This is a genomic window from Pseudomonas sp. GW821-FHT07F05 (genome assembly GCF_059418765.1).
The window spans coordinates 254754-280333 of record NZ_JBWKQL010000004.1 but is presented as its reverse complement, the minus strand read 5'-3'; the positions used below and the strand labels follow the sequence as shown (position 1 = coordinate 280333).

The window sequence follows — 25580 nt, the reverse complement described above, 5'->3', positions numbered from 1 at the left end:
AGCACTGTATATAATCCCAGTCACTGTATAAAAAGCCAGAGCGATGCACATGATCAAACTGACGTCACGCCAAGCCGAGATTCTGGACTTCATCAAGCGCTGCCTCGAAGACAACGGCTACCCGCCGACCCGCGCTGAAATCGCTCAGGAGCTGGGCTTCAAATCGCCCAATGCTGCCGAAGAACACTTGAAAGCACTCGCCCGCAAAGGCGCCATCGAAATGACTCCTGGCGCCTCCCGCGGCATTCGTATCCCCGGCTTCGAAGCCAAGCCCGATGACAGCGGCCTGCCGATCATTGGTCGCGTCGCAGCCGGCGCGCCGATCCTGGCCCAGCAGCACATCGAAGAATCCCTCGCCATCAACCCGGCCTTCTTTCACCCCAGCGCGGATTACCTACTGCGTGTTCACGGCATGAGCATGAAAGACGTCGGGATTCTCGACGGCGACCTGCTGGCCGTCCATACCACCCGCGAAGCACGCAACGGCCAGATCGTTGTGGCGCGAATCGGTGATGAAGTGACAGTCAAACGCTTCAAACGCGAAGGCAACAAGGTCTGGCTGCTGGCCGAAAACGCCGACTTCGCACCGATCGAAGTGAATCTCAAAGATCAGGATCTTGTCATTGAAGGCTTGAGCGTCGGCGTGATTCGTCGATAAGGAGAACGTAGATGCAGTTCCCACAGACACCGCAACAACATGCACAACTGCCCCTGTTCGAAGCATTCATGGCGCCCGGCGTGCCCATGCTCGACGTTCCGCTGTTACAGGTCCCGACCTTGGCAGAGATTGCCGAGTCGCCCTGGAGCAACGAACCGGAAGCCTTTAGTGAAGTGTCATTGCGCGGCGCTGCCGGGAACTGCCTCAACCTGTTGGCCCCGATCCTGCGTGAGTTGAGTGAGGACACCAACGACCGCTGGCTGACACTGGTTGCACCACCCGCCAGCGTGACCCAGGCGTGGCTGCGTGACGCGGGCCTGAATCGGGAACGCATTATTCTGATGCACCCGCGCGGGACGCAGAGTGCACTCGAACTGACCCGTGAGGTGTTGCGCCTGGGCCGCAGCCATACGGTGGTCAGCTGGATCAATCCCATCTCAGGCAGTGCGCGCATGCAACTGGCCAGCGCAGCACGTATCGGCGATGCGCAGAGCCTCAACATTCGTCTGGGCTAAGCACGTCGGCAGAACTATTCAGGGTATTTGGAGCGTATAGGCACTTCTTGCGAATCGAGAAGCGGAACGGCGTGTGGGCGAGCTGCGAATCCTGAGGATCAGTGCAGCACGCGCGGCCCTTCTTCATCCTTGGTCAATTCGCCTTCGGCGAGACGGCCTGCCATCTGCACACCAACGCTGAGCATCGCCTTGGCGACTTCAACGTGCTGACCCTGCAAGAACGCTTTGGCGTCTTCCGAAAAATTCAGGGTGACCAGCGATCCTTCATCTTCGGCGCGGCGCAGTTCTATGCGACCGTCAGGCAGTTCAACAATTTCCAGAAACGAAGTTGGCATCAGGGCAGTTCTCCACGAAAGGCTCGCATTGTAACAGCCAGATGACTGAGTCCCTAGCCCATCGATCACCCCGACTCAGCACTCGCTCAGGCCTTCTCTAAACCGGATTGCGAGGCCTTTGAGCTGCTGACGCCAGGTTTCCATCTCCTCGCGCGTCAACGCCTGCTCGGGCTCTTCTTCCGCCCCCACTGCGATGATAAGTGGCTGAGTGACGTCACCCTTGGGTTTGCGCGGCGCCCTCGGCGGCATGAACAACGCCTGGTAGGAGGCCAGTAATTGCGCCAGCCACGTTTCGCGGTTGTGGGCGAGCTCGACCAATTCGCCCATTTCCGGGATGGCGATAGCTTCCAGCACCTTCGGCGACAGCAGGTCCTCGGCACGCGGGGTGCTGGCCTGTGGCAGTCGGTAGAATCCGGCAATCTCGTGGCACAGCCCGAGCAAGGCGCCATAGAGATGAAAGATCGCCGACTCACGCTCCGCCTGCTCAAGCCCCTGGGCGTTCATCGCGCGGCTGTCCCTGGCCTTCGCCATCGCCTCCAGTGCCAGACCTGCGAAGAACAGCTTCTGGTTGGTGCGGGTGTAGAGTTCGTGAGCCATAACGGTGGTCTCTGTAGAGATGAGTGAAGCGCCAACCTGCCCGCAGCGAGTCAGTCGCAGACAAAAAAATCCCTCGGAGCGCACGAGCACGCCGAGGGATTCTTTTAACGCAAAGCGTCGGGGCTGACCAGTCGGATCGTGATCAAACGATCAACGCTTGTCCTCGACCTTCCACTTGCCGCCGTCGTAGAACGCACGCCAGCCAGTCGGCTTGCCGTCCACTTCGGTCTGCACGTATTGCTCCTTGGACTTGCGGCTGTAGCGGATCACCGCCGGGCGACCGTCGGGGTCCTTCTTCGGCGCTTCACACAGGAAGTGATACTTAGGATCGATCTCGTCCTTGTGCGGTGCAATCTCCGTCACCAACGGTGCACGGGTCTCGCGGTTTTTCGGGAACTGGCTGGCCGCCAGGAACAACCCCGAAGCACCATCGCGCAGGATGTAGGTGTCGTCGACCTTCTCGCACTTGAGCTCCGGCATCTTCACCGGGTCCATCTTCGGCGGCGCCGCTTCACCGCTTTTCAGCAGCTTGCGGGTGTTCTTGCAGTTGGTGCAGCCGAAGAACTTGCCGAAACGGCCGGTCTTGAGCTGCATTTCGCCGCCGCACTTGTCGCACTCGACGCTCGGGCCTTCATAGCCCTTGATGCGGTAGGTGCCCTCTTCGATCTCGTAACCCGAGCAATCCGGGTTGTTGCCGCAGATGTGCAGCTTGTGCTTCTCATCCAGCAGGTACGCATCCATCGCCGTACTGCAGATCGGGCAACGGTGCTTGCCACGCAGCACGCGGGATTCGGACTCGCCCTCATCGTCGTCGGCGATTTCGTCGCCCGGCGTGAGGTTGACGGTGGCCTTGCAGCGCTCTTTCGGCGGCAGGCTGTAGCCCGAGCAGCCGAGGAACACGCCGGTGGACGCGGTACGAATCTGCATCGGGCGGCCGCAGACCTTGCACGGGATGTCAGTCATCACCGGCTGGTTGGCGCGCATGCCGCTGTCGGGTGCTTCGGCCACTTCGAGTTTCTTCTTGAAATCGCCATAGAACTCGTCGAGGACGTTCTTCCAGTCGCGTTGGCCCTGGGCCACGTCGTCGAGGTTCTCTTCCATGCCGGCGGTGAAGCCGTAGTCCATGAGGTTCGAGAAGCTTTCGGACAAACGTTCAGTGACGATGTCGCCCATCTTTTCCGAATAGAAACGACGGTTGTGCAGCGCCACGTAGCCACGGTCCTGGATCGTCGAAATGATCGCGGCATAGGTCGATGGACGACCGATGCCGCGTTTTTCCATTTCCTTGACCAGGCTGGCTTCCGAATAACGTGCAGGCGGCTTGGTGAAGTGCTGGCTCGGGTCGAGCTTGATCAGCTTCAGCTTGTCGCCCTGGGCCATGTCCGGCAGTACGTCGTCATCGCCCGGCTTGCTCATCTGTGGCAGCACGCGGGTGTAACCGTCGAACTTGAGAATGCGGCCCTTGGCGCGCAGCTCGAAATCGCCGGCCGCGACGCTGACGGTGGTCGACAGGTATTGCGCAGGCGGCATCTGGCAGGCCACGAACTGGCGCCAGATCAGCTCGTACAGACGCTCGGCGTCACGCTCCATGCCGGTCAGCTTGCTCGGGTGCGTGTTGACGTCGGAGGGACGAATCGCTTCGTGAGCCTCTTGCGCGCCTTCCTTGCTGCTGTAGACGATCGGCGATTCCGGCAGGTACTTCTTGCCGAACTCGGTTTCGATGTAGGTGCGGGCCATGGCCACTGCGTCGGCCGACAGGTTGGTCGAGTCCGTACGCATGTAGGTGATGTAACCGGCTTCATACAGACGCTGGGCCATCATCATGGTTTTCTTCACGCCGTAGCCCAGGCGGTTGCTCGCGGCCTGTTGCAGCGTGGACGTGATGAAGGGTGCCGACGGCTTGCTGCTGGTCGGTTTGTCTTCACGTTTGCTGATGCTGTAGGCCGAGGCCTTGAGCTTCTCCAGCGCCGCCATGGCGGTCGCTTCGTTCAGCGGTTTGAAGGCCTCGCCTTTTTCGCGGGCGACTTCAAAGCGAACGTTGGCGCCCTTGGCAGTGCCGAGGTCCGCATGGATCTCCCAGTACTCTTCCGGGATGAACGCGCGGATTTCACGCTCGCGCTCCACCACCAGCTTCACTGCCACGGACTGCACACGGCCGGCCGACAGACCGCGGGCGATCTTCTGCCACAGCAGCGGCGACACCATGTAGCCGACGACGCGGTCGAGGAACCGGCGTGCCTGCTGGGCATTCACGCGGTCGATGTCGAGCTCGCCCGGTTTGGAGAAGGCTTCCTGAATGGCTTTCTTGGTGATCTCGTTGAAGACCACGCGCTTGTAGCGCGCATCGTCGCCACCAATGGCTTCGCGCAGGTGCCAGGCAATGGCTTCCCCTTCGCGGTCCAAGTCCGTCGCGAGATAGATGGTGTCGGCGTCTTTGGCCAGGCGGCGCAATTCGTCGATCACCTTCTCTTTGCCGGGAAGGATTTCGTACTTGGCTTTCCAGCCGTGTTCCGGATCGACACCCATGCGCGCCACGAGCTGGCGCTTGGCCTTTTCCTTGGGCGACAGCGCAGGCGCTTCGGCCACGGCCTTGCCGCGCTTGGCAGCAGGCTCTTTGGAGGCGCTAGCCGAACCGCTGGTGGGCAGGTCTCGGATATGGCCGATACTCGACTTCACCACGTACTGGTTGCCCAGGTACTTGTTGATGGTCTTGGCCTTAGCCGGGGATTCCACAATGACCAGCGATTTGCCCATGGATCGGAAAATTCCTAATGCGAGAAAAAAAACGTCAGAGCCGTCGAGGCCCCGCTATATATAGTGGCTGAAAGGTGAGGTCAAGCAATGGCTGCTGCAACGTCATGCCTCAGGGCCGTGGAAAAAGATCCGGTTCGGCCTGAACCAAAGCAAAGCGCGGCACTTGCTCGCCGTCAACCTCAACTGACTGCAGAAACATGCTCAAAGGGCGTACCCACAGGCCGTATTCGCCGTACAGCGCTTGATAGCACACCACTTCTTCTTCGGTCTCCGAATGCCGCGCGACACCGATAACACGGTATTCGGGCCCTTTGTAGTGACGGTAGAGACCTGGCTGTAGCGGCATGCGGGGGACCTCGGGTGTGACAGGAAAAAAAGTGGCGAAAATACATTTTCGGAAAAAACAAAAGCCGGGGCACCAGGCCCCGGCTTGCACACTCACACCGTTTAGACGCGTTCGAATACGGTGGTAATGCCCTGACCCAGACCGATGCACATGGTGGCAACACCCAAGGTGCCGCCATTCTGCTTCATCACGTTGAGCAAGGTGCCGGAAATCCGCGCCCCCGAGCAACCGAACGGGTGACCCAAGGCGATGGCGCCGCCGTGCAGGTTAACCTTCTCGTCCATCTTGTCGAGCACTTTCAAATCTTTCAGCACCGGCAGGGCCTGTGCAGCGAAAGCTTCGTTGAGCTCGAAGTAGTCGATATCGGCGATGCTCAGCCCTGCACGCTTGAGCGCTTTCTGGGTCGCCGGAACCGGTCCGTAACCCATGATTGCAGGGTCGACACCGGCCACGGCCATGGAGCGGATCACCGCCAGGGGCTGGATGCCGAGGTCCATGGCGCGCTGGCCGGACATGACGATCATGCACGAAGCACCGTCAGTGATCTGCGACGAGGTGCCGGCCGTGACCGTACCGCCTTTCGGGTTGAACGCAGGCTTGAGGGCAGCCAGGCTTTCCAGCGTAGTCTCCGGACGAATGGTCTCATCGAAGTCGAACATCTTCAGGAAACCATTCTCGTCGTAGCCCTGCATCGGGATGATTTCGTCCTTGAACTTCCCTTCCAGCGTGGCCTTCTGCGCAAGCCGATGGGAGCGCACACCGAACGCATCCTGCGCTTCACGGGTGATGCCGTGCATCTTGCCCAGCATTTCGGCGGTCAGGCCCATCATGCCGGAGGCTTTGGCGGCGTACAGCGACATGTGCGGGTTCGGATCGACACCGTGCATCATGCCAACGTGGCCCATGTGCTCGACACCGCCGATGACGAACACGTCACCGTTGTTGCTCATGATCGCCTGAGCCGCCGTGTGCAACGCGCTCATCGACGATCCACACAGGCGGCTGACCGTCTGCGCGGCGGAGGTGTGCGGAATCTGGGTCATCAGCGACGCCATGCGCGCGATGTTCCAGCCCTGTTCCAGGGTCTGGTTGACGCAGCCCCAGATCACGTCCTCGACTTCGGCCGGGTCAACCTTGTTGTTGCGTTCCAGCAATTTGCTGATCAGGTGCGCCGACATGTCTTCGGCGCGGGTATTGCGGTGCATGCCACCCTTGGAGCGGCCCATCGGTGTGCGACCGAAGTCGACAATCACGACGTCTCTCGGATTCAAGCTCATATCTTCACCTGTTCGTTGGGCACTTAGCCGAAGAAGCGTTGGCCGGTCTTGGCCATTTCACGCAGCTTCGCAGTGGGGTGGTACAGAGCGCCCAGATCAGCGTATTGGTCAGCCAGGGCCACGAATTCAGCGACACCGATCGAGTCGATGTAGCGCAGCGCGCCACCGCGGAACGGAGGGAAGCCGATGCCGTAGATCAGGCCCATGTCGGCCTCGGCAGCCGTGTCGACAATGCCGTCTTCCAGGCAACGCACGGTTTCGAGGCACAGCGGGATCATCATCCAGTTGATGATGTCTTCGTCGCTGACTTCACGCTGCTCGTAGATCACCGGCTTGAGCACTTCCAGCACGGAAGCGTCGACCACTTTCTTCGGTTTGCCCTGCTTGTCGGTCTCGTAGACGTAGAAGCCCTTGCCGTTCTTCTGGCCGAGGCGATTGGCGTCGTACAAGGCGTCAACGGCCGTGCGGCGATCGTCCTTCATGCGGTCCGGGAAGCCTTCGGCCATGACGTCGCGACCGTGGTGCCCGGTGTCGATGCCGACCACGTCCATCAGGTACGCCGGGCCCATTGGCCAGCCGAATTTTTCCATGACCTTGTCGATGCGCACGAAATCCACACCGGCGCTGACCAGCTTGGCGAAGCCGCCGAAGTACGGGAACAGGATGCGGTTGACCAGGAAGCCCGGGCAGTCGTTGACCACGATCGGGTTCTTGCCCATCTTCTTGGCGTAAGCCACGGTGGTCGCCACGGCGACTTCGCTGGACTTCTCGCCACGGATGACTTCAACCAGGGGCATCATGTGCACCGGGTTGAAGAAGTGCATGCCGACGAAGTTTTCCGGGCGCTTGAGGGCCTTGGCGAGCAAGCTGATGGAGATCGTCGAGGTGTTGGAAGCGAGAATGGTGTTTTCACCCACCTGCCCTTCCACTTCGGCCAGTACGGCTTGTTTGACCTTCGGGTTCTCGACCACGGCTTCGACGACGAGGTCGACGGTGCCGAAATCGCCGTAGGACAACGTAGGACGAATCGCGTTGAGCGCTTCGGCCATCTTCGCGGTGGTCAGGCGGCCTTTTTCGACGCGCTTGCCCAGCAGCTTCGATGCTTCGCCCAGGCCCAGCGCGATGGCTTCTTCACGGATGTCCTTCATCAGGATCGGCGTGCCTTTGACAGCCGACTGATAGGCGATGCCGCCCCCCATGATGCCGGCGCCCAATACAGCGGCCTGCTTCACGTCCTTGGCGACTTCGTCGTAGACCTTGGCTTTCTTTTTCAGCTCCTGATCGTTCAGGAACAGACCGATGAGGCTCGCAGCGGCCGAGGTCTTGGCCATCTTCACGAAACCGGCCGCTTCCACTTCCAGCGCTTTGTCGCGACCGAAATTGGCGGCTTTCTGGATGGTCTTGATCGCTTCGACCGGCGCCGGGTAGTTCGGGCCGGCCTGGCCTGCCACGAAACCCTTGGCGGTTTCGAAGGCCATCATCTGCTCGATGGCGTTGAGCTTGAGTTTGTCCAGCTTCGGCTGACGCTTGGCCTTGAAGTCGAACTCGCCGGAGATGGCGCGCTTGATCAGGTCCAGTGCAGCTTCCTGCAGTTTGCCGGGAGCCACGACAGCATCGACGGCGCCCACTTTCAGTGCGTCTTCAGCGCTGTTGTCTTTGCCGGACGCGATCCACTCGACTGCGTTGTCGACACCGATCAGGCGTGGCAGACGGACTGTCCCGCCGAAGCCCGGATAGATACCGAGTTTGACTTCAGGCAGGCCGACCTTGGCGGTTGCGGACATGACGCGGAAGTCAGCGGCCAGGCACATTTCCAGACCGCCGCCCAGGGCGATGCCGTTGATGGCAGCAAGGGTCGGTACGTTGAGGTCTTCGAAGGCGCTGAAGATTTTGTTGGCTTCGAGGTTGCCGGCGACGAGTTCAGCGTCCGGCAGCTTGAAGTTATCGACGAATTCGGTGATGTCGGCGCCGACGATGAACACGTCCTTGCCGCTGGTGACGATGACGCCCTTGATCGAGCTATCGGCCTTGATGGCTTCGATGGCCTGATTCAGGTCGTTGAGGGTGAGGCGGTTGAACTTGTTGACGGACTCACCCTTGAGGTCGAACTGCAGTTCGACGATGCCACTTTCAAGAGCCTTAACCGTGATGGCTTTACCTTCGTAAATCATCAACTGATCTCCACGATATGGAAGCTGAACAATACGCATCAGACGCTGAGATCCGGCGCTATGCACGACGTTGCCGTCGAGGCGAAACACCAAACGCCAGTCACCCCGTCGACGCGATTCGAGCGTCTGTCAGAGCATTCCTACGGCAAACGCTCAATTCATACGCCCGTTTGATTTGGGTGCGGCTACCTTCTGCCATATTCCAGCAATTGTCAATTCAGCAGACAGCGGGCAAAACCGGCAAATCGCAGGTAGAACGTGCGCCTGATAGAAGGCTATTCAGGCGCATGATCGCGGGGGCATGAAACTGAAGAAGATGGGCCGTGGCGGCGGGCAGCGGCTCGGAACGAAGCATGAAATAAACGGTGAGGCAGCAGACAAACGCACCATTAAGGTCTACATTCAGCGCACTGCGCATCAAGACGGGTCATTTGAGCGTCGTCAGCAAGTGATGTGAGACCCGGCGAGCGGCATTGCACCGCACCGCACAAGAATTACGGCCTGCCTGGCCAACCCCGGCCCGATGTTGTTATCGGGCTTTTTAATGCCCGCGATTCGGGCATCGGGACGGCTTACGCCAAGGCCTTCAGCACCGCTGCAATGTGCTGCAATACTTCGGGCTCGCCGCGCTCGGCCCAATACAGGGCAATCAACTGCTTGCCCGCCTCCACTTTGTAGACGTCCGCCGGCAGCTTCTTGAACGGCTCGAGCAGGCGCGGATCTTCACACGGCTCGCGCCACTGGTTAACCCACACGCCCGGCTCCATCTGCCAGTACACCCAGACATCGGTCGCCCGCGCGGCACGCGGCCGGTGATACTGCGGGCACGGGCTCGGCGGCTCGGTCGGCAACCAATGCGGCCACTCCTGGGGAATCAGCTGCATCGCCAGCCCCATGCGCCGCGCCTGCATGCGCATGGCCATTCTGCCGCTCTGCGAGCGCGAGGGGCGCAGCCAGACCAACGGACTTAAAACCACCGCAATGATTGACAGGATGATCCACACCGTCATATTTGTACGCCCCCCGCAGCGGCTGGCTGCTGGCGAACCACATCGGCGTGCCAGAGGCGCGTGAAAAGAGCCATAATCAAAACCATCGCAAACCTCAGAAGGAACACCCCATGTCCTATGAACACATCCTGGTAGCCGTGGACCTCACTGAAGAGTGCGATCCGGTTATCAAAAAAGCCATGGCGCTGGCGTTGGCCGGCCACTCCAAGCTTTCGCTGGTGCACATCGTCGAACCTATGGCCATGGCCTTCGGTGGCGATGTCCCGATGGACCTGTCGCAGCTGCAGCAACAGCAGTTCGATCAGGCCAAGGAAAAGCTGGAAGCGCTGAAACGCAAATACCCCGACGTAAAGACCGGCGACAGCCATTTGACCTACGGCCAGCCGCGTCAGGAAATCCACAACCTGGCGAAGGAACACCACGTTGATCTGATCGTTGTCGGCAGCCACGGTCGTCATGGCCTGTCCCTGCTGCTAGGTTCTACCGCCAACGACGTGCTGCACGGCGCGCCGTGTGACGTGCTGGCAGTGCGCCTGATCAAGCGCCCGGAGAAATAAGCGCGCCAATGCAAAAGCCCGGTCCTTGAAAAAGGGCCGGGCTTTTTTATTGCTACAGCTTAGCGATCACTCGTCCAGCTCGGCCCAACGCTCAAGGAGTCCGTCCAGTTCGCCTTGCAGGCTTTCCAGCTGCGCCATCACGGCTGTGGTTTGCTCCGCAGGACGCTGATAGAAACCAGCCTCGGCCATCTCGGCACTGAGCGCAGCCATTTGCGCTTCAACGCTGTCGATCTGCGCAGGCAGCGCTTCCAGCTCGCGTTGCAGTTTATAGCTGAGCTTCTTTTTGGCGACCGGCATTTCGGCCGCCGCGACCGGTGCTGCCTGAACCACGGCAGTGGCCAGCTCGGACTTGCCGGACTTGCTGTCGGTGACGCCCAGCAGACGCGGCGAGCCGCCCTGGCGAATCCAGTCCTGATAGCCACCGACGAATTCGCGGACCTTGCCCTCGCCTTCGAACACCAGGGTGCTGGTGACGACGTTGTCGAGGAATGCCCGGTCGTGGCTGACCATCAGCACGGTGCCCTTGAAGGTCAACAGCACTTCTTCAAGCAGCTCGAGGGTCTCGACGTCCAGATCGTTGGTCGGTTCGTCGAGGACCAGCAGGTTGGCCGGCTTGCTGAACAGCTTGGCGAGCAGCAGACGCGCGCGCTCACCGCCCGACAACGCCTTGACCGGCGTCCGCGCCCGCTGCGGGCTGAACAGGAAATCGCCCAGGTAACTGAGGACGTGACGGCTCTGACCGTCGATGTCGATGAAGTCGCGCCCTTCGGCCACGTTGTCGATCACGGTTTTTTCCAGATCGAGCTGGTGACGCAACTGGTCGAAGTAGGCGACATCCAGACGGGTGCCGACTTCCACTTTGCCGCTGGTGGGCTGGAGGTTGTCGAGCATCAGCTTGAGCAGCGTCGTCTTGCCGGTACCGTTGGCGCCGAGCAGACCGATGCGGTCTTCGCGCTGCAGGACCATAGAGAAGTCCTTGATCAGCATCGGGCCGCCCGGGTGAGCGAAGCTGACGTTGTCGAGCACCATCACCTGCTTGCCGGATTTGTCTGCCGTGTCGAGCTGGATGTTGGCCTTGCCGGTGCGTTCGCGACGGTCGCTGCGTTCAACGCGCAATGCCTTCAGGGCGCGTACGCGGCCTTCGTTACGGGTACGACGGGCCTTGATGCCCTGACGAATCCATACTTCTTCCTGGGCCAGACGCTTGTCGAACAGCGCGTTGGCGGTTTCTTCCGCCGCGAGCATGGCTTCCTTGTGCACCAGGAAGCTGGCGTAGTCGCCGTCCCAGTCGATCAGGCCGCCACGGTCGAGTTCAAGAATGCGCGTGGCAAGGTTTTGCAGGAAGGACCGGTCGTGGGTGATGAACAACACCGCGCCCTGGAATTCCTTCAGTGCTTCTTCAAGCCAGGCGATGGCGCCGATGTCGAGGTGGTTGGTCGGTTCGTCGAGCATGAGCAGATCAGGCTCGGAGACCAGCGCCTGGGCCAGCAACACGCGACGACGCCAGCCGCCGGACAGTTCGGCGAGGGTCTTGTCGGCCGGCAGTTGCAGACGGCTGAGGGTGCTGTCCACCAACTGCTGCAGGCGCCAGCCGTCACGGGCTTCGAGGTCCGACTGCACGTGCATCAGCTTGTCGAGATCTTCGGCGGTGACGATGTTCTGGCTGAGGTGGTGATACTGGGCGAGCAACTCGCCGACGCCATCGAGGCCTTCGGCAACCACGTCAAATACGGTACGGCCGTCAGCGACCGGCAACTCCTGGGGCAGCTCGCCGATCTTGAGGCCCGGCGCCCGCCAGACATTGCCGTCGTCGGGCATCTGAATGCCCTTGACGAGCTTCAACATGCTGGACTTGCCGGTGCCGTTGCGGCCAATGATGCAGACCCGCTCACCACGGGCGATCTGCCAGGACACCTTGTCCAACAACGGCATGGCGCCGAACGCAAGGGACACATCGCTGAATTTGAGCAGGGTCATGAGCTTCTCCAAAAACCGGGCGCGCATTCTACCTGAGATAACCCGGCAGATGGGCGGCTAATCGATGACAGGACGTCGTCCGGACCCGGTGGTCGGCCGATTGCAGGCCGGGGTTTGTTTCCATCTATCACGACGGACGAGGCAGCGCTTCAACCCGCGCGGGCAACAGGCTAAGCTAGCCGCACTTTTCACGATGCATCTGCACGGAAGTCTCATGCGCAGTCGTTTCTTCAGCCTTTTGTCCTGCCTGCTTCTGTCGGCCACCGCTGCCCAGTCCGTCCAAGCGGTCGATCTCACCACCCAACGTCAATATTACGATGAAGCCAAACGGGCTTTGGCCAAGGGCGACGGCGGCCCTTATCGTACGTACGCCGCTGCGTTGGCGGATTACCCCCTCGAACCCTACCTGGCCTACGACGAACTCACCGCCCGCCTGAACAGCGCGAGCAACGAGGAAATCGAGAAGTTCTTCGCCGAGCACGGCGACCTGCCGCAAGCCAACTACATGAAGCTGCGCTGGCTGCGACTGCTTGCCTCCCGCGGTGACTGGCAGCCCTTCGTCAAGTATTACGACCCCAAGCTGAATTTCGTCGAGCTCGACTGTTTGTATGGGTCGTATCAGCTCAGCCACAACCAGCGCTCGGAAGGTTATGCCAACGCCGAGAAAACCTGGATGACCGGCAAGACGCTGCCGGCAGCCTGCGATACGTTCTTCACCCAGTGGGCGGTCGAAGGTCAGTTGACCGAGCAGAAACGCTGGCAGCGCGCCAAGCTCGCCGCGCAGGTGCGCAACTACGCGCTGGCCAATCAACTGGTCAACAGCATGACCACCCTCGCGCCCCAGGGCCGTTTGCTGATCGCTGTGGCGCAGAAGCCGGAAATGGTCAACAACCAGGGCCAGTTCATGCCGGCCGACGAGGCGATGTCCGATGTGGTCGGGCTGGGGCTGCGTCGCCTGGCCAAGCAGGACCCGCAGCGGGCCATGGAGCTGCTCGACAGCTACGCGCCGGTGCTGCATTTCTCCCACGAGGAACAGGTGCAGATCGCCAAGGAAATCGGCCTGACCCTGGCTCGCAGTTATGACGGCCGCGCCCTTGAGGTCATGACCAAGTACGACCCGGACCTGCGCGACAACACCGTCACCGAATGGCGCCTGCGCCTGTTGCTGCGGCTCGGTCGCTGGAGCGATGCGTACGAGCTGACCCGTCGCTTGCCCCAAGACCTCGCGACCACGAACCGCTGGCGTTACTGGCAGGCCCGCTCTCTCGAGCTTGCTCAGCCCAACAGCCCGTTGCTTCCGGGGCTGTACAAGGCGGTCGCGAAGGAGCGTGATTTCTACGGCTTCCTTGCCGCCGACCGCACCCAGACGCCGTACATGCTCAACAACAAGCCGCTGGTGATGAGCCAGGCGCTCATGACCAAGGTGCGCAACACACCGGGCGTGCGCCGCGCGCTGGAGTTCTATGATCGCGGGCAGATCGTCGACGGCCGTCGCGAGTGGTACCACGTCACCCGGCGTTTCAGCCGGGACGAAATGGTCGCCCAGGCCAAACTGGCGTACGACATGCACTGGTATTTCCCGGCCATTCGCACCATCAGTCAGGCGCAGTACTGGGACGATCTAGATATTCGCTTCCCGATGGCCCACCGCGACACCCTGGTGCGTGAAGCGCAGGTTCGCGGGCTGCATTCAAGCTGGGTGTTTGCGATCACCCGTCAGGAAAGCGCGTTCATGGATGACGCCCGCTCTGGCGTCGGTGCCGCAGGCCTGATGCAACTGATGCCTGCGACCGCCAAAGAGACCGCGCGCAAATTCAGCATTCCCCTGGCCTCGCCGGCCCAGGTGCTCGATCCGGACAAGAACATCCAGCTCGGCGCCGCTTATTTGAGTCAGGTCCATGCTCAGTTCAACGGCAACCGGGTACTGGCTTCAGCGGCGTACAACGCAGGTCCGGGACGTGTGCGTCAGTGGTTGAGGGGCGCCAACCATCTGGCCTTCGACGTCTGGGTCGAGAGCATTCCGTTCGACGAGACCCGCCAGTACGTGCAGAACGTGCTGTCGTACGCGGTGATCTACGGCCAGAAGCTCAATTCCCCGCAGCCGCTGGTGGATTGGCATGAGCGGTTCTTTGATGATTTGTGAGGCTGCGCGGTCGTAGGACCGGCTTTAGCCGGGAAGACCTCGGGCTGCACGGCGGAGATTCGCGGCGTGACTGCCGGCCTCTTCCCGGCTAAAGCCGGTCCCACTATGCGAATCGCGTGCATCCAGTAGGACCGGCTTTAGCCGGGAAAGCTTAAGCGCAAGCGCTCAATCACTCGAGCACTTCAATCTCCATCCCGACCTCGACCAGCCCTGGGCCATCGCTCACCAGATTCTGGCCAAACCAGATCTCCCCTTCCCGCTCTCGATAGGTCTTCAGTGTGGTCATCGGTTCGCGATCCGCGCTGCGCTCACCGGTAGCAGGGTCGATCGTCGTCAGGATGCACCGCGAGCACGGCTTTAGCACCCGCAGTTCAACGTCGCCAATTCGAATCCGCTTCCAGCCATCCTCCGCAAACGCCTCGGCCCCGGACACCACCAGATTCGGGCGAAACCGCAACATTTCCAGCGGGCGACCCACCTTCTGCGACAAATCGTCCAGTGAAGACTGCCCGATCAGCAACAGCGGAAAACCGTCAGCGAACCCGACCCTGTCTTCCACCGTCCCGTAGCCTGAAGGCAACCAGCGAGCGCGTTCTTTCGGCACGTGCACCAGCCGCGTCGGCTTGCCCACCAGGGCGCTGACCCAACGCGCCGCGTCCTCGCCGGCGTCCGGCACCCGAAAAGTGTCGCGCCAGATCGTGATGCCGCGCAGATTGGCCTCTTCATCGACCGGCACCGGCACATCCAGACTGCCCAGGCCCGGCGCCGACAGCGTTACCCCATCGCCCTTCCACAGCACCGACAGCTGCGACATCTGCGGCAGCGCGCGCTGGCTGTAAAAGCGCCCACTGGCTTCGTCCACCAGCATCCAGCGACGATCGCCACTCATGCCCAACTCATCGAAACGGGCCTGCTGCAACGTCTCCGCCATGCAGGATTTGAGGGGGTACCGATACAGTGCGCTGAGGTGAAACATGTACGCGTCCTTATGCCAGAGCGGAAAGCCACCACTCTATACGAGACGCCGGAAAACCAAGCGGTACAGATGCAAAAAAGCCCCTCCATACAGCAAGGGGCTTGAAACAGAACCGGATCAGTTGTCGAGCATGAGCCGCTCGCGGACCACGTCGACCAATTTGTCCGGCTGGAATTTGGAGAGGAAGTTATCGCAGCCAACCTTCTTGACCATGGACTCGTTGAAGCTCCCGGACAGCGAGGTGTGCAGCACGACATAGAGGCCGCGCAAGCGTGGGTCGTTACGGATTTCCGTGGTCAGGCGGTAGCCGTCCATTTCCGGCATTTCGGCGTCGGTGAAGACCATCAACAGCTTGTCGGTCATGACCTCGCCGGTATCTGCCCAGCCCTTGAGCATGTTCAGGGCTTTCAACCCGTCGCGGGCAACGTGCATCTTCACGCCGAGCTGACCCAGGGTGTCACGCAACTGCGAGAGCGCCACGTTGGAATCGTCCACCAACAGCACTTCGCGGCCAATGGCCCGGGCGAGGACCGGATCTTCCAGCTTGTCGCGGGAGACCTTGGCACTGTACGGCACGATCTCGGCGAGGACTTTCTCCACGTCGATGATCTCCACCAACTGGTCATCGACCTTGCTGATGGCGGTCAGGTAATGCTGACGCCCGGCGCTGGTCGGTGGCGGCAGAATCGCCTCCCAGTTCATGTTGACGATACGGTCGACGCCGCCCACCAGGAACGCCTGAACCGAGCGGTTGTATTCGGTGACGATGATTGTGCTCGAAGGCCCCGGCACCAGCGGACGCATGCCGATGGCCTGGGACAGGTCGATCACCGGCAGGGTCTGCCCGCGCAGGTTGACCACGCCGCACACGAACGGATGACGCTGGGGCATCAGTGTCAGCTTGGGCAGTTGCAGGACTTCCTGCACCTTGAATACGTTGATCGCGAACAACTGTCGGCCGGCCAGGCGGAACATAAGGATTTCCAGGCGGTTCTCACCTACCAGCTGTGTACGTTGGTCTACTGTGTCGAGAATGCCAGCCATCTGTTGCTCCTGCAGGGTTCAAGTAAGTCCGCCTACCCTGTATCGGCAGCCCCATGACAGACCTTAATCGGGATAGAAACGCGCGCCGCGCATTTGATGTCACAATAACATCACCGCAGACTCATCGACAGACCCGAGCACTGTCAGACCGGCGAACGGCGCGGCTTTCAGATGCGCGGCCCGATGACCGCCCAGTGCAACCTGCCACCACGAGTAGGGGTAACCCCTAAGGGCAATCGGGGCGAACCTGATATTCGGCTTTTCCAATAGCCATTACTGTGACGCCCTTCTCGTAAATGAATGGAGTCAGGCATGCGGTTGCGCTCGCGGAAGTTTCCCCACTACTCGCCGGAACCCTTGCGAAGAACCCTTCTTTTGAGGCCTGTCTGCAGATGACCGTTTCACGCGGTCATGCTGATCACGCCACCCTGCCTGGCCATTCGCAACAATCAGAAACGCCCTACAGACTTTCCAGTGCCTTCAACATTAACTTTGGGCCACTCGCCCCACGCGACCTGACGTCGCCATTTGTGAAGAGTGGAGATTGCACATGCTGAACGGCAATGAATGGCAGCAGTTGCACGCAGAGTTTCTCAGCGATACCCAGACACTCATGTGCCGCGCCGATGAATGCCTCAGCCATCTGGAATTGATCAGCGATGATGGTGACGCGATGGAATGTCTGCTCACCACATTGCACCACCTTGCCGGCAAGGCAGACACCCATCGCGTGGAAACGGTCTGCGGTTTCGCACGGCAGTTGCGTTATCTCCTTTACTTCGCCAGCGCGGCCGGCCACTTGCAGCCAGAGGCATTGCCCACGCTCAAACGCTGCTTTGAGCTGATGGCCTGGCAGCTTGAACTCATCGACCCCCACACCGGATCGCTGGCGCTGGACGACAGTGAGCAGCGCGGTTTGCTGAACGCATTCGCCTACCAGTGCGGGGTGGGCAAGCCGGACAATAACGTCGCCGCCAATCCAGGCTGGTCGGTCAATCCCGGGCAGCGCGACGTGCTCGCCGCCAGGCACGCCGATCACAGTGAAACGCGATGAATGGCTGCTGATTTCCTGAACACGCACTCGCCTTCCGGACTTGAAAGCTGACTGAACGGACAACCGGCTCTGTTGTTTATGTGAGTCGGGTGTCAACCTCAGCCCTTAATAACGCCGACAATTAAGGTACTATCGGCGCGCTCGAAAGAGCGCTTCAACCAGCACTTTTTCTGTCCATTCGACGAGTCGTTCGAACACGCTGTACCCATACAGAGGAAGTACAGCATTGTGTTTTTCGCAATGCCCTTTCAAATGGCCTGGCAGATCCGTCAGGTGTAGACATCCATTATCGATGGCTTCATCCGCTATGCATGGCAGCAGCAAATTCCCTGGCTTTCTGCGAATGAACCCCGGCAGCACCGTTCGCTGGGCAGGCCTGCTGTGCCTGGCGACCACGGGCTGCAATGTGATCGCGTACCTGGCGAGCGGCGCTCTGCCGCTGGAGCTGGCCATCGTCAACGGGCTGGCATTTGCAGGCCTCTGTTACAGCATGACCCGCCCAAACCGGACCATTCAGTTCCAGCCCAAGGAACTCGCCGATCACATGCTGCAGGTTCAGGAAACCGAACGTCATCGCCTGAGCCGCGATCTGCACGACGACATCGGCCAGATGCTCACGGCAGCAAAGATGCAGAGCGACTGGCTGCAGCGCCGCGCCCCGCAGGAGCTGCACGCGCAGTGCTCGATGCTCATCAACACCCTTGATGAAACCCTGGCGAAGGTTCGCGACCTGTCCGCCATTCTCAACCCCCGACAGCTCACCAGCCTGGGACTGGAAGCCAGCCTGCGCGCGCATTTGCTGCGCACGCTGTCAGCCACTTCCGTGCAGTGGAGCCTGGAATGCCAGCAGCGCCTGGACGGTATTCCCGAAGAGATCGCGGTGGCGGCATTCCGCATTACCCAGGAAGCCGTGACCAATATGCTGCGCCACGCCCAGGCGCAAAACCTGCGCGTGCAACTGCAGCGCCGACCGGAAGGGTTGTGGCTGAACATTCGCGATGATGGTCAGGGATTCGCTCCTGCGCTGAGCCCCGCCGGTCAGGGGCAGCGCGGTATGGCGGGCATGGCCGAGCGCGCGAGCCTGTTGGGCGGTGAATTGAACGTCGCCAGCGAGCCCGGGCAAGGCACCTGCATTCAGGCGTTGTTTCCGTGGGCGCCGCGTGTCCGCGGACGCGCTGAAGGCCGCAAGCCGTGAGTGTCTGCAAAGTCCTTCTGGTGGATGATCACGCGCTGATCCGCGCCGGTGTCCGCGCGCTGGTGTCGGACATCCCGGGTTACGCTGTCATCGGCGAGGCCAGCAATGGCCATCAATTGCTGGAAATGAGCCTGCAGCTGGGACCCGACATCATTCTGCTCGACATCTCCATGGGCGACAGCGACGGGCTGGACGCGTTGCAACGCCTGCGTCAGACGCTGCCGGACAGCAAGGTGCTGATTCTGTCGATGCACACCGAGCCATGCCTGATCATGCGTGCGCTGGCGTGCGGCGCCCACGGTTACCTCCTCAAAGATGCAACCGCCAGCGAGATCGAACACGCGCTGAACGCCCTGCGCGATGGCGAACGCTACCTGAGCCCGGCGATCGCTCACACGGTTATCAGCCAGGCATTGGTCAGCAGCCAGATGACCCCCGTCGAACCCGCCGAGGGTCATAACCTCACCGCCCGCCAGCTGGAAATCCTGCGGCTGGTGGTAAGGGGCGCCTCAACCCGCGAGATCGCAGCTGGCCTCGGTCTGAGCGTCAAGACGGTGGAAACCCATCGCGCGCAGATCATGAAACGGCTGCACATCTACGACGTGCCTGGGCTGGTGCTGTTCTGTGTGAGGGAGAGAATCATCAGCCTGGATGACTGATGGCGTCAGATGAGCGTGCGGTCGCGGCTCATCTGGCGGTTGTTGATGCTCAGGCGAGTTGCCGCGTCTGCCCCAGCAACGGCGAATGCGACGGCAGGTGCACACGCAACGCGCCTGCTCGTGCCTCGAAACGGGTTGCTTCGCCGCTCAGCGGTTCGCCGTCGAGATTGATATTCAGCCCCTGCGCCGACTTGAGCTCGACCCACGGCAGCCGCGCGCGGACGAACATGTTGTCGAGGCCCAGACCGCCTTCGAGCAGGCTCTTCAGCGTGCTCACCACCTCCTGGGGCGCTGGCAGAATACTGATGTCCAGCAGGCCGTCATCGGCGAGGGCTTCCGGGCACAACGGATGGCCGCCGCCCGCCTGACGACCGTTGCCGATCCCCAGCGCCAGCATCTCGCCCTTCCAGTGAAAGTCCGGGCCGGTAAATTCGCCATAAGCCGCTTTCAACTCGCTGAAACGCGTAAGGCCGGTGAACAGATACGCCGCACCACCGAGGATCTTTTTCAGGTCTTCGGAGGTGTTGGCGGTGACCTGGCTGCCAAACCCGCCGGTGGCCATGTTGAGGAACATCTGACCGCCCACCGCACCCATATCAACCGCACGCGCCGGGACATCCAGCAGGTCGAGGGCCTGGTCGGGTTCCAGCGGCACACCCGCCGAACGGGCGAAATCATTGGCCGTGCCCAGAGGCATGATCACCAGACTGGCGTCGACTTCAGACAGCGCCAGCGCCTCCGCCACGTCGCGCAATGTGCCATCGCCGCCACCGGCGATGATCTGCCGATGACCGGCCTCCAGACCCTCACGTACCAGGCGCTGGGCATCGCCCGCTTCCCAGGTCACGCGCACGTCCAGTTCCCAGCCGTGTTTGCGCTTGCGCGCCACCGCCTCGCGGACATCCTCATTGAGCGCCTGCTTGCCGTGAAGAATCAGTAATGCCCTGCGCGCTGCCATGTCCCTTCCTTTTGCGTGTTCGAGTTGATGCGTGATGTGTTGACCGCGCGTGCTGCAAAAAAAGCCCGGTGGATGAAAAATCTTTTAACCCGGCGTCCTCGACAAGAAACGCTTTGGCATTCACCCGGACACGGCTGAAGTTGGATGTCAGCCCGCTCAGTGATGGCAAAAAGCCTTGAATGGCAGGGACTTACGCGCGCCGGCCTTGCCACCGCTTTGAGTTCACCTACGGGCAATGCCGAGTTGCCGGGGGTTTACGCCCCGTAAATAGGGGACGAGAGGCGTTAATTCCGCGTTACAGCCCCTTGAAATGCGCGGGCGGAAAGCGCCTAATCGACAAATAATTGGCTAATTCGACCGAATACTACGATAAAGTCATTAAATTGACTTTTCTCGGAATGATCGGGAATGCAGCCCCAGTCATTGATTCATGGATCGAAGAGGCGAGAAACCCCATGCAACTGATTCCCTGCATTATCGCTGGCGGCGCCGGCACCCGGCTGTGGCCTGTTTCACGGGAGGCGATGCCCAAACCCTTCATGCGCCTGCCGGACGGCGAAAGCCTGCTGCAGAAGACCTTCAATCGCGCCAGCCAGCTGGACGGCGTCGAAAGCGTCCTCACCGTCACCAATCGGGAAGTGTATTTCCGCACCGTCGATGACTACCGGCTGCTGAACACGCACCAGTTGGCGCTCGAGTTTCTGCTCGAGCCGTTCGGCCGCAACACCGCACCGGCCATCGCCGCCGCGGCGCTGCACGTTCAGGAGCGCTATGGCGACGACGCGCAGCTGTTGATTCTGCCGGCGGACCAGTTGATCACTGACGTTGCCGCGTTCGAGGCCGCCGTCCAGAGCGCACGCAAACTGGCCGACGAGGGCTGGCTGGTGACGTTCGGTCTGATCCCGTCCCGCGCCGAAACCGGTTTTGGCTACATCGAGAAAGGCCAGGCCCTCAGCAGCGAGGCCTATCAGGTCGCGCGCTTCGTCGAGAAACCCGATGCCGTGACCGCCGAGGACTATCTCGCGGGCGGTCTGCATTTGTGGAACGCCGGGATGTTCTGCATGCGCGTCGATGTGCTGCTCGCCGAGCTGGAAGCTCACGCGCCCGACGTGCTGACCGCCGTGCGCCATTGCCTGGCGCAGTGCAACAGCAAGGAAGGCCGCAACGAGTTGCAGATCGAGCTGGACAGCACGACCTTCGCCTTGGCGCCGGACATTTCCATCGATTACGCATTGATGGAGCATTCGCAGAAGGTGGCGGTGGTGCCGTGCGAGATGGGCTGGAGCGACATCGGTTCGTGGCAGGCCATTCGCGAGCTGAGTCCGGCCGATGAACATGGCAACCGATGCAACGGCGAGGTGGTGCTGCACGACGTGACCAACTGCTACATCGACTCGAAGAAGCGGCTGGTGGGTGCGGTGGGTCTGGACAACCTGATCATCATCGACACGCCGGATGCGTTGCTGATTGCCGACGCCGATCGCAGTCAGGAGGTCAAGGTTATCGCGCAGGCGCTCAAGCGTCAGGGGCATCCGGCGTACTTGCTGCACAACACCGTGACCCGGCCGTGGGGGACTTACACGGTGCTGGAGGAAGGCAAGCGTTTCAAGATCAAGCGCATTGTGGTCAAGCCGCAGGCGTCGTTGTCGTTGCAGATGCATCATCACCGCAGCGAGCACTGGATTGTGGTCAGCGGCATGGCGCGGGTTACCAATGGGGAGAAGGAGTTCATGCTCGACACCAATGAGTCGACCTTCATCCAGCCCGGGCACACTCATCGGCTGGTCAATCCGGGGGTGATTGATCTGGTGATGATCGAGGTGCAGAGCGGGGAGTATTTGGGAGAGGACGATATCGTGCGTTTTACCGATGTGTATGGGCGGGTGCCTGAAGCAGCCAAGATTTAGGCGTTTCGCAGGTCCACCGCTAGACCCGCGGGGTTGCGTACGAAGGTCAAAATCAAGAGCGTCTGCCTGGGGGCAGACCGTTTCGGCTTCGCCGAGTTACTTGGAAAAGCACCCCAAGTAACCAAGGGTGCTTGCTCTCGGTTTGGCCCGACTTCGTCGGGTTCCCTCACTCCGACGACGCTCCGTGGGCCCGCGCCGAACGGACATCCATGTCCTGACGGCGCTTTCGCGGCATCCATGCCGCTCGGTCCACTGCGCGTCGTCTGCGTTCGGCCTGCACCAAAGTCGCGATTTGTGTCGTCTGAACTTTCTGTGCATGAAGATCAAAAGCGAAAGCACATCAAGAGCTTCCCGGCTGAAGCCGGTCCTACGAGTACCCGCCGTTTGATCGTTCCCACGCTCCGCGTGGGAATGCATCCCGTGACGCTCCGCGTCATTTCCCGAGGCCCGAATGCGCGTCGTCTTAGGGACGCAGAGCGTCCGGAGGGGCGTTACCACGCGGAGCGTGGGAACGATCAGAAACAGCGGCGGCGACCTCGACCGTAGGACCGGCTTCAGCCGGGAAGCCTTTGATCTTGATCTTCATACACAAGAAGCTCAGTCACCGCCCATCGCGACTTGGGTGCAGGCTGAACGCAGGTCTCGCTGCGTGGGCCGAGCGGCATGGATGCCGCGAGAGCCGCCCCCCGCCATGGATGGCGGATGGCGGCGGGCCCACGGAGCGAGACCTGCGTGAAGGAACCCTGAGGAACGAAGGGCCAAACCGAGAGCAAGCACCCTTGGTTACTTGGGGTGCTTTTCCAAGTAACTCGGCGAAGCCGAAACAGTCTGCCCTTAGGCAGACGCCCTTGATCTTCTCTAAGCAGCACCACGCAATCGGGCGAGATTGAGTCTAAGGCGCCCGCGCGCCTTTGACGTACTCAATAAACCTCATCACCGCCGGGGCCTTTTCGTGGCGTCGGTGGATCAGCGACAACGACGAGCTTGGCTGGCAATCCTCAATCCTCCGATACACCACATTCGGCAGACGAATGTGATCCACCACCGACTCCGGCCCCACCGCCACACCCTGACCAAGACTCACCAGCGCAATCACCGACACCAGCCCGCCCGGCTGCGGACCCAGGGTCGGCGCGAAACCGCCGTGGGCCGCCACCTCCAGGGTGCCGGAAATCTGCTCAGGCAGGATGAACGTCTCGTTCTGCAGGTTCACCGCATTGATGAGTTTCAGCTTACACAGCCACGAACTGTCCGGCAGCGCCAGGGCAAACCCCTCCGTCAGCAACTGCACCGCGCTTACGGAATCGGGCAACTGCATGGGAGAGCGGATGAAACCCACGTCCAGCCGCCCCTCCTCTATGAGCCGCGGCAGTGTCGGCATCAGGTGCTCGTTGATGCTGAATTCGACGTCGGCGTAGCGCTCACGAAACTGGCTGACGTGGCGCTGCAGTACCCCGGAAAACACCGCTGAGGCGACGTAGCCCAACTCGATCCTGCCGGCCTCGCCACGGCCGGCGCGCTGGACGTTGTACTGCGCGGTTTCAAACTGACGCACCGCCAGTTCGGCCTCGATCTGCAGCGCGCGCCCCGCTTCCGTCAGCCTCACCTCCCGCTGTTCCCGCAAAAACAGTCGGGTGCCCAGCGCGTTCTCCAGGTCCTGAATCTGCCGTGTGAGCGTGGGCGGCGCGATGCCCAGTTGCTCGGCGGCGCGCGTGAAATGCCGATGGCGGGCAACGGCCAGAAAGTAGCGAAAATGACGGATTTCCATGGAGCGTTACCTGAGAGGTAATGAAAAAGCGGGGAGCGGGTAACAGAGCATAGGGCATATCCCCTTACTCTGTTCAGGCGACGAACCCTTTCATATCGACCTGCGTTAGTCAGCACCTAACAGCGTCCGGAGCCCCCATACATGTCTCGACCCAGCCCCCGCATGACCCTGCTCACAGCCTCCGGCGTGTGCGCGTTGATCGTGCTCGACACCAATATTGTCGCCGTGACACTGCCGAGCATCGCGCGTGACCTGGGCGCAGGTTTTGCTGATATCGAATGGGTGGTCAGCGCCTATATGCTGGCCTTCGCCGCGCTGTTGCTGCCAGCGGGCAGCCTGGCCGATCGCTTTGGCCGCAAGCGCATGCTGATCATCGGGCTGGTGCTGTTCATTCTGGCGTCGCTGGGCTGCGGCGCGGCGCCGGACATTCTGTTCCTCGACATCGCCCGGGCGATCAAGGGCGTTGGCGCGGCCTTGCTGTTGACCTCGGCGCTGGCGACCATCGGCCACGTTTTCCACGACGAAGCCGAGCGCGCCAAGGCCTGGGCGTTCTGGGGCGCGTGCATGGGCGTGGCCATGACCGCCGCCCCCACGATCGGCGGGTTGATTGCCGAGCTGATCGGCTGGCGCTGGATTTTCTACCTCAACCTGCCCGTGGGTCTGGGGCTTTTGGTGATGGTCGTGCGTAACATCCAAGAGTCGCGCAACGAGCAGTCGGCGCGTCTCGATCCTTGGGGCAGCCTGTTTTTCAGCACCAGCCTGCTGAGCCTGATCTGGGGCCTGATCGAAGCCAACCGAATCGGCTGGCACCACCCGCTCACGTCCATGCGCCTGGCAGCGGGGGCGGTGCTCCTCGTGCTGTTCGTCATCGCCGAGCGCCTGCAGCGTCGGCCGATGGTCGATTTGCAGCTTTTCAACTACACGCGCTTCATCGGCGCCCTGCTCGGCATGTTCGCCTACGCCGGCTGCGCCCAGGTGATGATGACGTTGCTGCCGTTTTACCTGCAGAACGGCCTGGGCTTCAGCGCCATTGATTCGGGCCTGGGGATGCTGCCGTTCGCGATCACCATGCTGCTGTTGCCGCGCTTCGGGCCGACGCTGTCACGGCACCTGTCGCCGGCCGCCATGATGGCGCTGGGCCTGACCCTTGTGGGCGTCGGCAACCTGCTGTGCGCCTGGGCCACCGGGATTGGCGGCTACCCGGCATTCGCCGCGGCGATGGCCGTGACTGGGGCGGGCGCAGGCTTGCTCAACGGTGACACGCAGAAGAACATCATGGCCTGCGTACCCCGCGAACGCACCGGCATGGCGTCGGGGATGAGCACGACCATGCGGTTCAGCGCGATCATGCTGGCGATCGGCGTCTACGGCGCGCTGCTCGCCAGCCATACGCTCGGATCGCTGAAGAACACACTGGCGACCGTTGCGCCCCACCTTGTCGATCAGGCCGAGCACATCGCCTCACGGGTGGTGGCCGGCGACATGAACGCTGCGCTGCAAACCGTCGATGCCAGCGCGCGGGGAATGATTCAGCCGCTGGCCCGCGACGCATTTGTCTCGGGCTTCGGCTCGGTGTTGTGGGTTGCGGGCCTGATCGCCCTGTTCGCGGCGGTGCTGGTAGGCACGCTGATGCGCAAGCCCATTCCGCTGATGCACCTGAAAACCGCCTGATCGAGGCG

At 61.4% G+C, this 25580-nt stretch carries 22 protein-coding genes; 10 read left to right on the top strand and 12 right to left on the bottom strand.

The window, feature by feature from the left end:
• The first annotated feature begins 49 nt into the window (after window positions 1-49).
• A complete protein-coding gene (gene lexA / locus AC07RO_RS12470) occupies window positions 50-658 on the top strand; it encodes a transcriptional repressor LexA (RefSeq protein WP_065988571.1) in 609 nt (202 codons plus the stop codon).
• An 11-nt stretch (window positions 659-669) separates the two neighbouring features.
• Window positions 670-1173 (top strand): SOS-induced cell division inhibitor SulA, encoded by a 504-nt coding sequence (sulA, locus tag AC07RO_RS12465; protein ID WP_495086174.1) that lies wholly within the window; start codon window positions 670-672, stop codon window positions 1171-1173.
• Between the two features lie 98 nt (window positions 1174-1271).
• Here sulA and AC07RO_RS12460 read toward each other — a convergent pair whose 3' ends face one another.
• From AC07RO_RS12460 to fadB, 6 genes are all read right to left on the bottom strand, one after another.
• Window positions 1272-1508 (bottom strand): hypothetical protein, encoded by a 237-nt coding sequence (locus AC07RO_RS12460; RefSeq protein ID WP_037011193.1) that lies wholly within the window; start codon window positions 1506-1508, stop codon window positions 1272-1274.
• Between the two features lie 75 nt (window positions 1509-1583).
• The gene (locus tag AC07RO_RS12455) at window positions 1584-2105 is read right to left on the bottom strand and encodes a DUF6586 family protein (protein WP_282371903.1); all 522 of its coding nucleotides are present in this window, start codon (window positions 2103-2105) and stop codon (window positions 1584-1586) included.
• Between the two features lie 150 nt (window positions 2106-2255).
• Window positions 2256-4859: a type I DNA topoisomerase gene (gene topA / locus AC07RO_RS12450; RefSeq protein WP_495086173.1), complete on the bottom strand. Its 2604-nt coding sequence runs from the start codon at window positions 4857-4859 to the stop codon at window positions 2256-2258.
• A gap of 109 nt (window positions 4860-4968) precedes the next feature.
• Window positions 4969-5205 carry a DUF1653 domain-containing protein gene (locus AC07RO_RS12445; RefSeq protein ID WP_065988576.1) on the bottom strand — a complete coding sequence of 79 codons (237 nt, stop codon included), beginning with the start codon at window positions 5203-5205 and terminating at the stop codon, window positions 4969-4971.
• Window positions 5206-5306: 101 nt separating this feature from the next.
• Window positions 5307-6482, bottom strand: a complete 1176-nt coding sequence (gene fadA / locus AC07RO_RS12440) for an acetyl-CoA C-acyltransferase FadA (protein WP_122534498.1) — start codon at window positions 6480-6482, stop codon at window positions 5307-5309.
• Window positions 6483-6505: 23 nt separating this feature from the next.
• The gene (gene fadB / locus AC07RO_RS12435) at window positions 6506-8653 is read right to left on the bottom strand and encodes a fatty acid oxidation complex subunit alpha FadB (RefSeq protein ID WP_282371900.1); all 2148 of its coding nucleotides are present in this window, start codon (window positions 8651-8653) and stop codon (window positions 6506-6508) included.
• A gap of 301 nt (window positions 8654-8954) precedes the next feature.
• On the opposite strand from fadB, the gene AC07RO_RS12430 reads away from it, so the two are divergent.
• Window positions 8955-9110 carry a hypothetical protein gene (locus AC07RO_RS12430; protein ID WP_495086172.1) on the top strand — a complete coding sequence of 52 codons (156 nt, stop codon included), beginning with the start codon at window positions 8955-8957 and terminating at the stop codon, window positions 9108-9110.
• Between the two features lie 115 nt (window positions 9111-9225).
• Here the strand turns inward: AC07RO_RS12430 and AC07RO_RS12425 are convergent, their stop codons facing one another.
• Complete coding sequence (locus AC07RO_RS12425; protein ID WP_495086171.1) at window positions 9226-9663, bottom strand: hypothetical protein; 438 nt, start codon at window positions 9661-9663, stop codon at window positions 9226-9228.
• 110 nt (window positions 9664-9773) lie between these two features.
• On the opposite strand from AC07RO_RS12425, the gene AC07RO_RS12420 reads away from it, so the two are divergent.
• Window positions 9774-10220 (top strand): universal stress protein, encoded by a 447-nt coding sequence (locus AC07RO_RS12420; protein ID WP_192172363.1) that lies wholly within the window; start codon window positions 9774-9776, stop codon window positions 10218-10220.
• Between the two features lie 66 nt (window positions 10221-10286).
• On the opposite strand, the gene AC07RO_RS12415 is transcribed toward AC07RO_RS12420, so the two are convergent.
• Window positions 10287-12197 (bottom strand): ATP-binding cassette domain-containing protein, encoded by a 1911-nt coding sequence (locus AC07RO_RS12415; protein ID WP_346627821.1) that lies wholly within the window; start codon window positions 12195-12197, stop codon window positions 10287-10289.
• A 214-nt stretch (window positions 12198-12411) separates the two neighbouring features.
• Here AC07RO_RS12415 and AC07RO_RS12410 point away from each other — a divergent pair, with 214 nt between their 5' ends.
• A complete protein-coding gene (locus AC07RO_RS12410) occupies window positions 12412-14340 on the top strand; it encodes a transglycosylase SLT domain-containing protein (protein WP_192172361.1) in 1929 nt (642 codons plus the stop codon).
• 169 nt (window positions 14341-14509) lie between these two features.
• On the opposite strand, the gene AC07RO_RS12405 is transcribed toward AC07RO_RS12410, so the two are convergent.
• Together AC07RO_RS12405 and AC07RO_RS12400 are read right to left on the bottom strand one after the other, a co-directional pair.
• Complete coding sequence (locus AC07RO_RS12405; protein ID WP_495086170.1) at window positions 14510-15316, bottom strand: MOSC domain-containing protein; 807 nt, start codon at window positions 15314-15316, stop codon at window positions 14510-14512.
• Between the two features lie 117 nt (window positions 15317-15433).
• Window positions 15434-16360: a chemotaxis protein CheV gene (locus AC07RO_RS12400; protein ID WP_192172359.1), complete on the bottom strand. Its 927-nt coding sequence runs from the start codon at window positions 16358-16360 to the stop codon at window positions 15434-15436.
• Between the two features lie 550 nt (window positions 16361-16910).
• Between AC07RO_RS12400 and AC07RO_RS12395 the strand changes: the two genes are divergently transcribed.
• From AC07RO_RS12395 to AC07RO_RS12385, 3 genes are all read left to right on the top strand, one after another.
• Entirely contained in the window at window positions 16911-17414 is a 504-nt protein-coding gene (locus tag AC07RO_RS12395) for a hypothetical protein (protein WP_495086169.1), read from the top strand.
• Between the two features lie 307 nt (window positions 17415-17721).
• A complete protein-coding gene (locus AC07RO_RS12390; protein WP_495086213.1) occupies window positions 17722-18609 on the top strand; it encodes a sensor histidine kinase in 888 nt (295 codons plus the stop codon).
• Entirely contained in the window at window positions 18606-19268 is a 663-nt protein-coding gene (locus AC07RO_RS12385) for a response regulator (protein ID WP_495086168.1), read from the top strand. Before AC07RO_RS12390 ends, AC07RO_RS12385 begins: the two co-directional genes overlap by 4 nt.
• Window positions 19269-19317: 49 nt before the next feature.
• Here the strand turns inward: AC07RO_RS12385 and yegS are convergent, their stop codons facing one another.
• Complete coding sequence (gene yegS / locus AC07RO_RS12380) at window positions 19318-20226, bottom strand: lipid kinase YegS (RefSeq protein WP_192172356.1); 909 nt, start codon at window positions 20224-20226, stop codon at window positions 19318-19320.
• A gap of 455 nt (window positions 20227-20681) precedes the next feature.
• Here yegS and AC07RO_RS12375 point away from each other — a divergent pair, with 455 nt between their 5' ends.
• Window positions 20682-22133, top strand: coding sequence for a mannose-1-phosphate guanylyltransferase/mannose-6-phosphate isomerase (locus tag AC07RO_RS12375; protein WP_495086167.1), 1452 nt, complete (start codon window positions 20682-20684; stop codon window positions 22131-22133).
• Window positions 22134-23025: 892 nt separating this feature from the next.
• Here AC07RO_RS12375 and AC07RO_RS12370 read toward each other — a convergent pair.
• Window positions 23026-23901, bottom strand: a complete 876-nt coding sequence (locus AC07RO_RS12370; RefSeq protein ID WP_495086166.1) for a LysR family transcriptional regulator — start codon at window positions 23899-23901, stop codon at window positions 23026-23028.
• Window positions 23902-24042: 141 nt separating this feature from the next.
• On the opposite strand from AC07RO_RS12370, the gene AC07RO_RS12365 reads away from it, so the two are divergent.
• Window positions 24043-25572 carry an MFS transporter gene (locus tag AC07RO_RS12365; protein WP_495086165.1) on the top strand — a complete coding sequence of 510 codons (1530 nt, stop codon included), beginning with the start codon at window positions 24043-24045 and terminating at the stop codon, window positions 25570-25572.
• The last annotated feature ends 8 nt before the right edge of the window (window positions 25573-25580 follow it).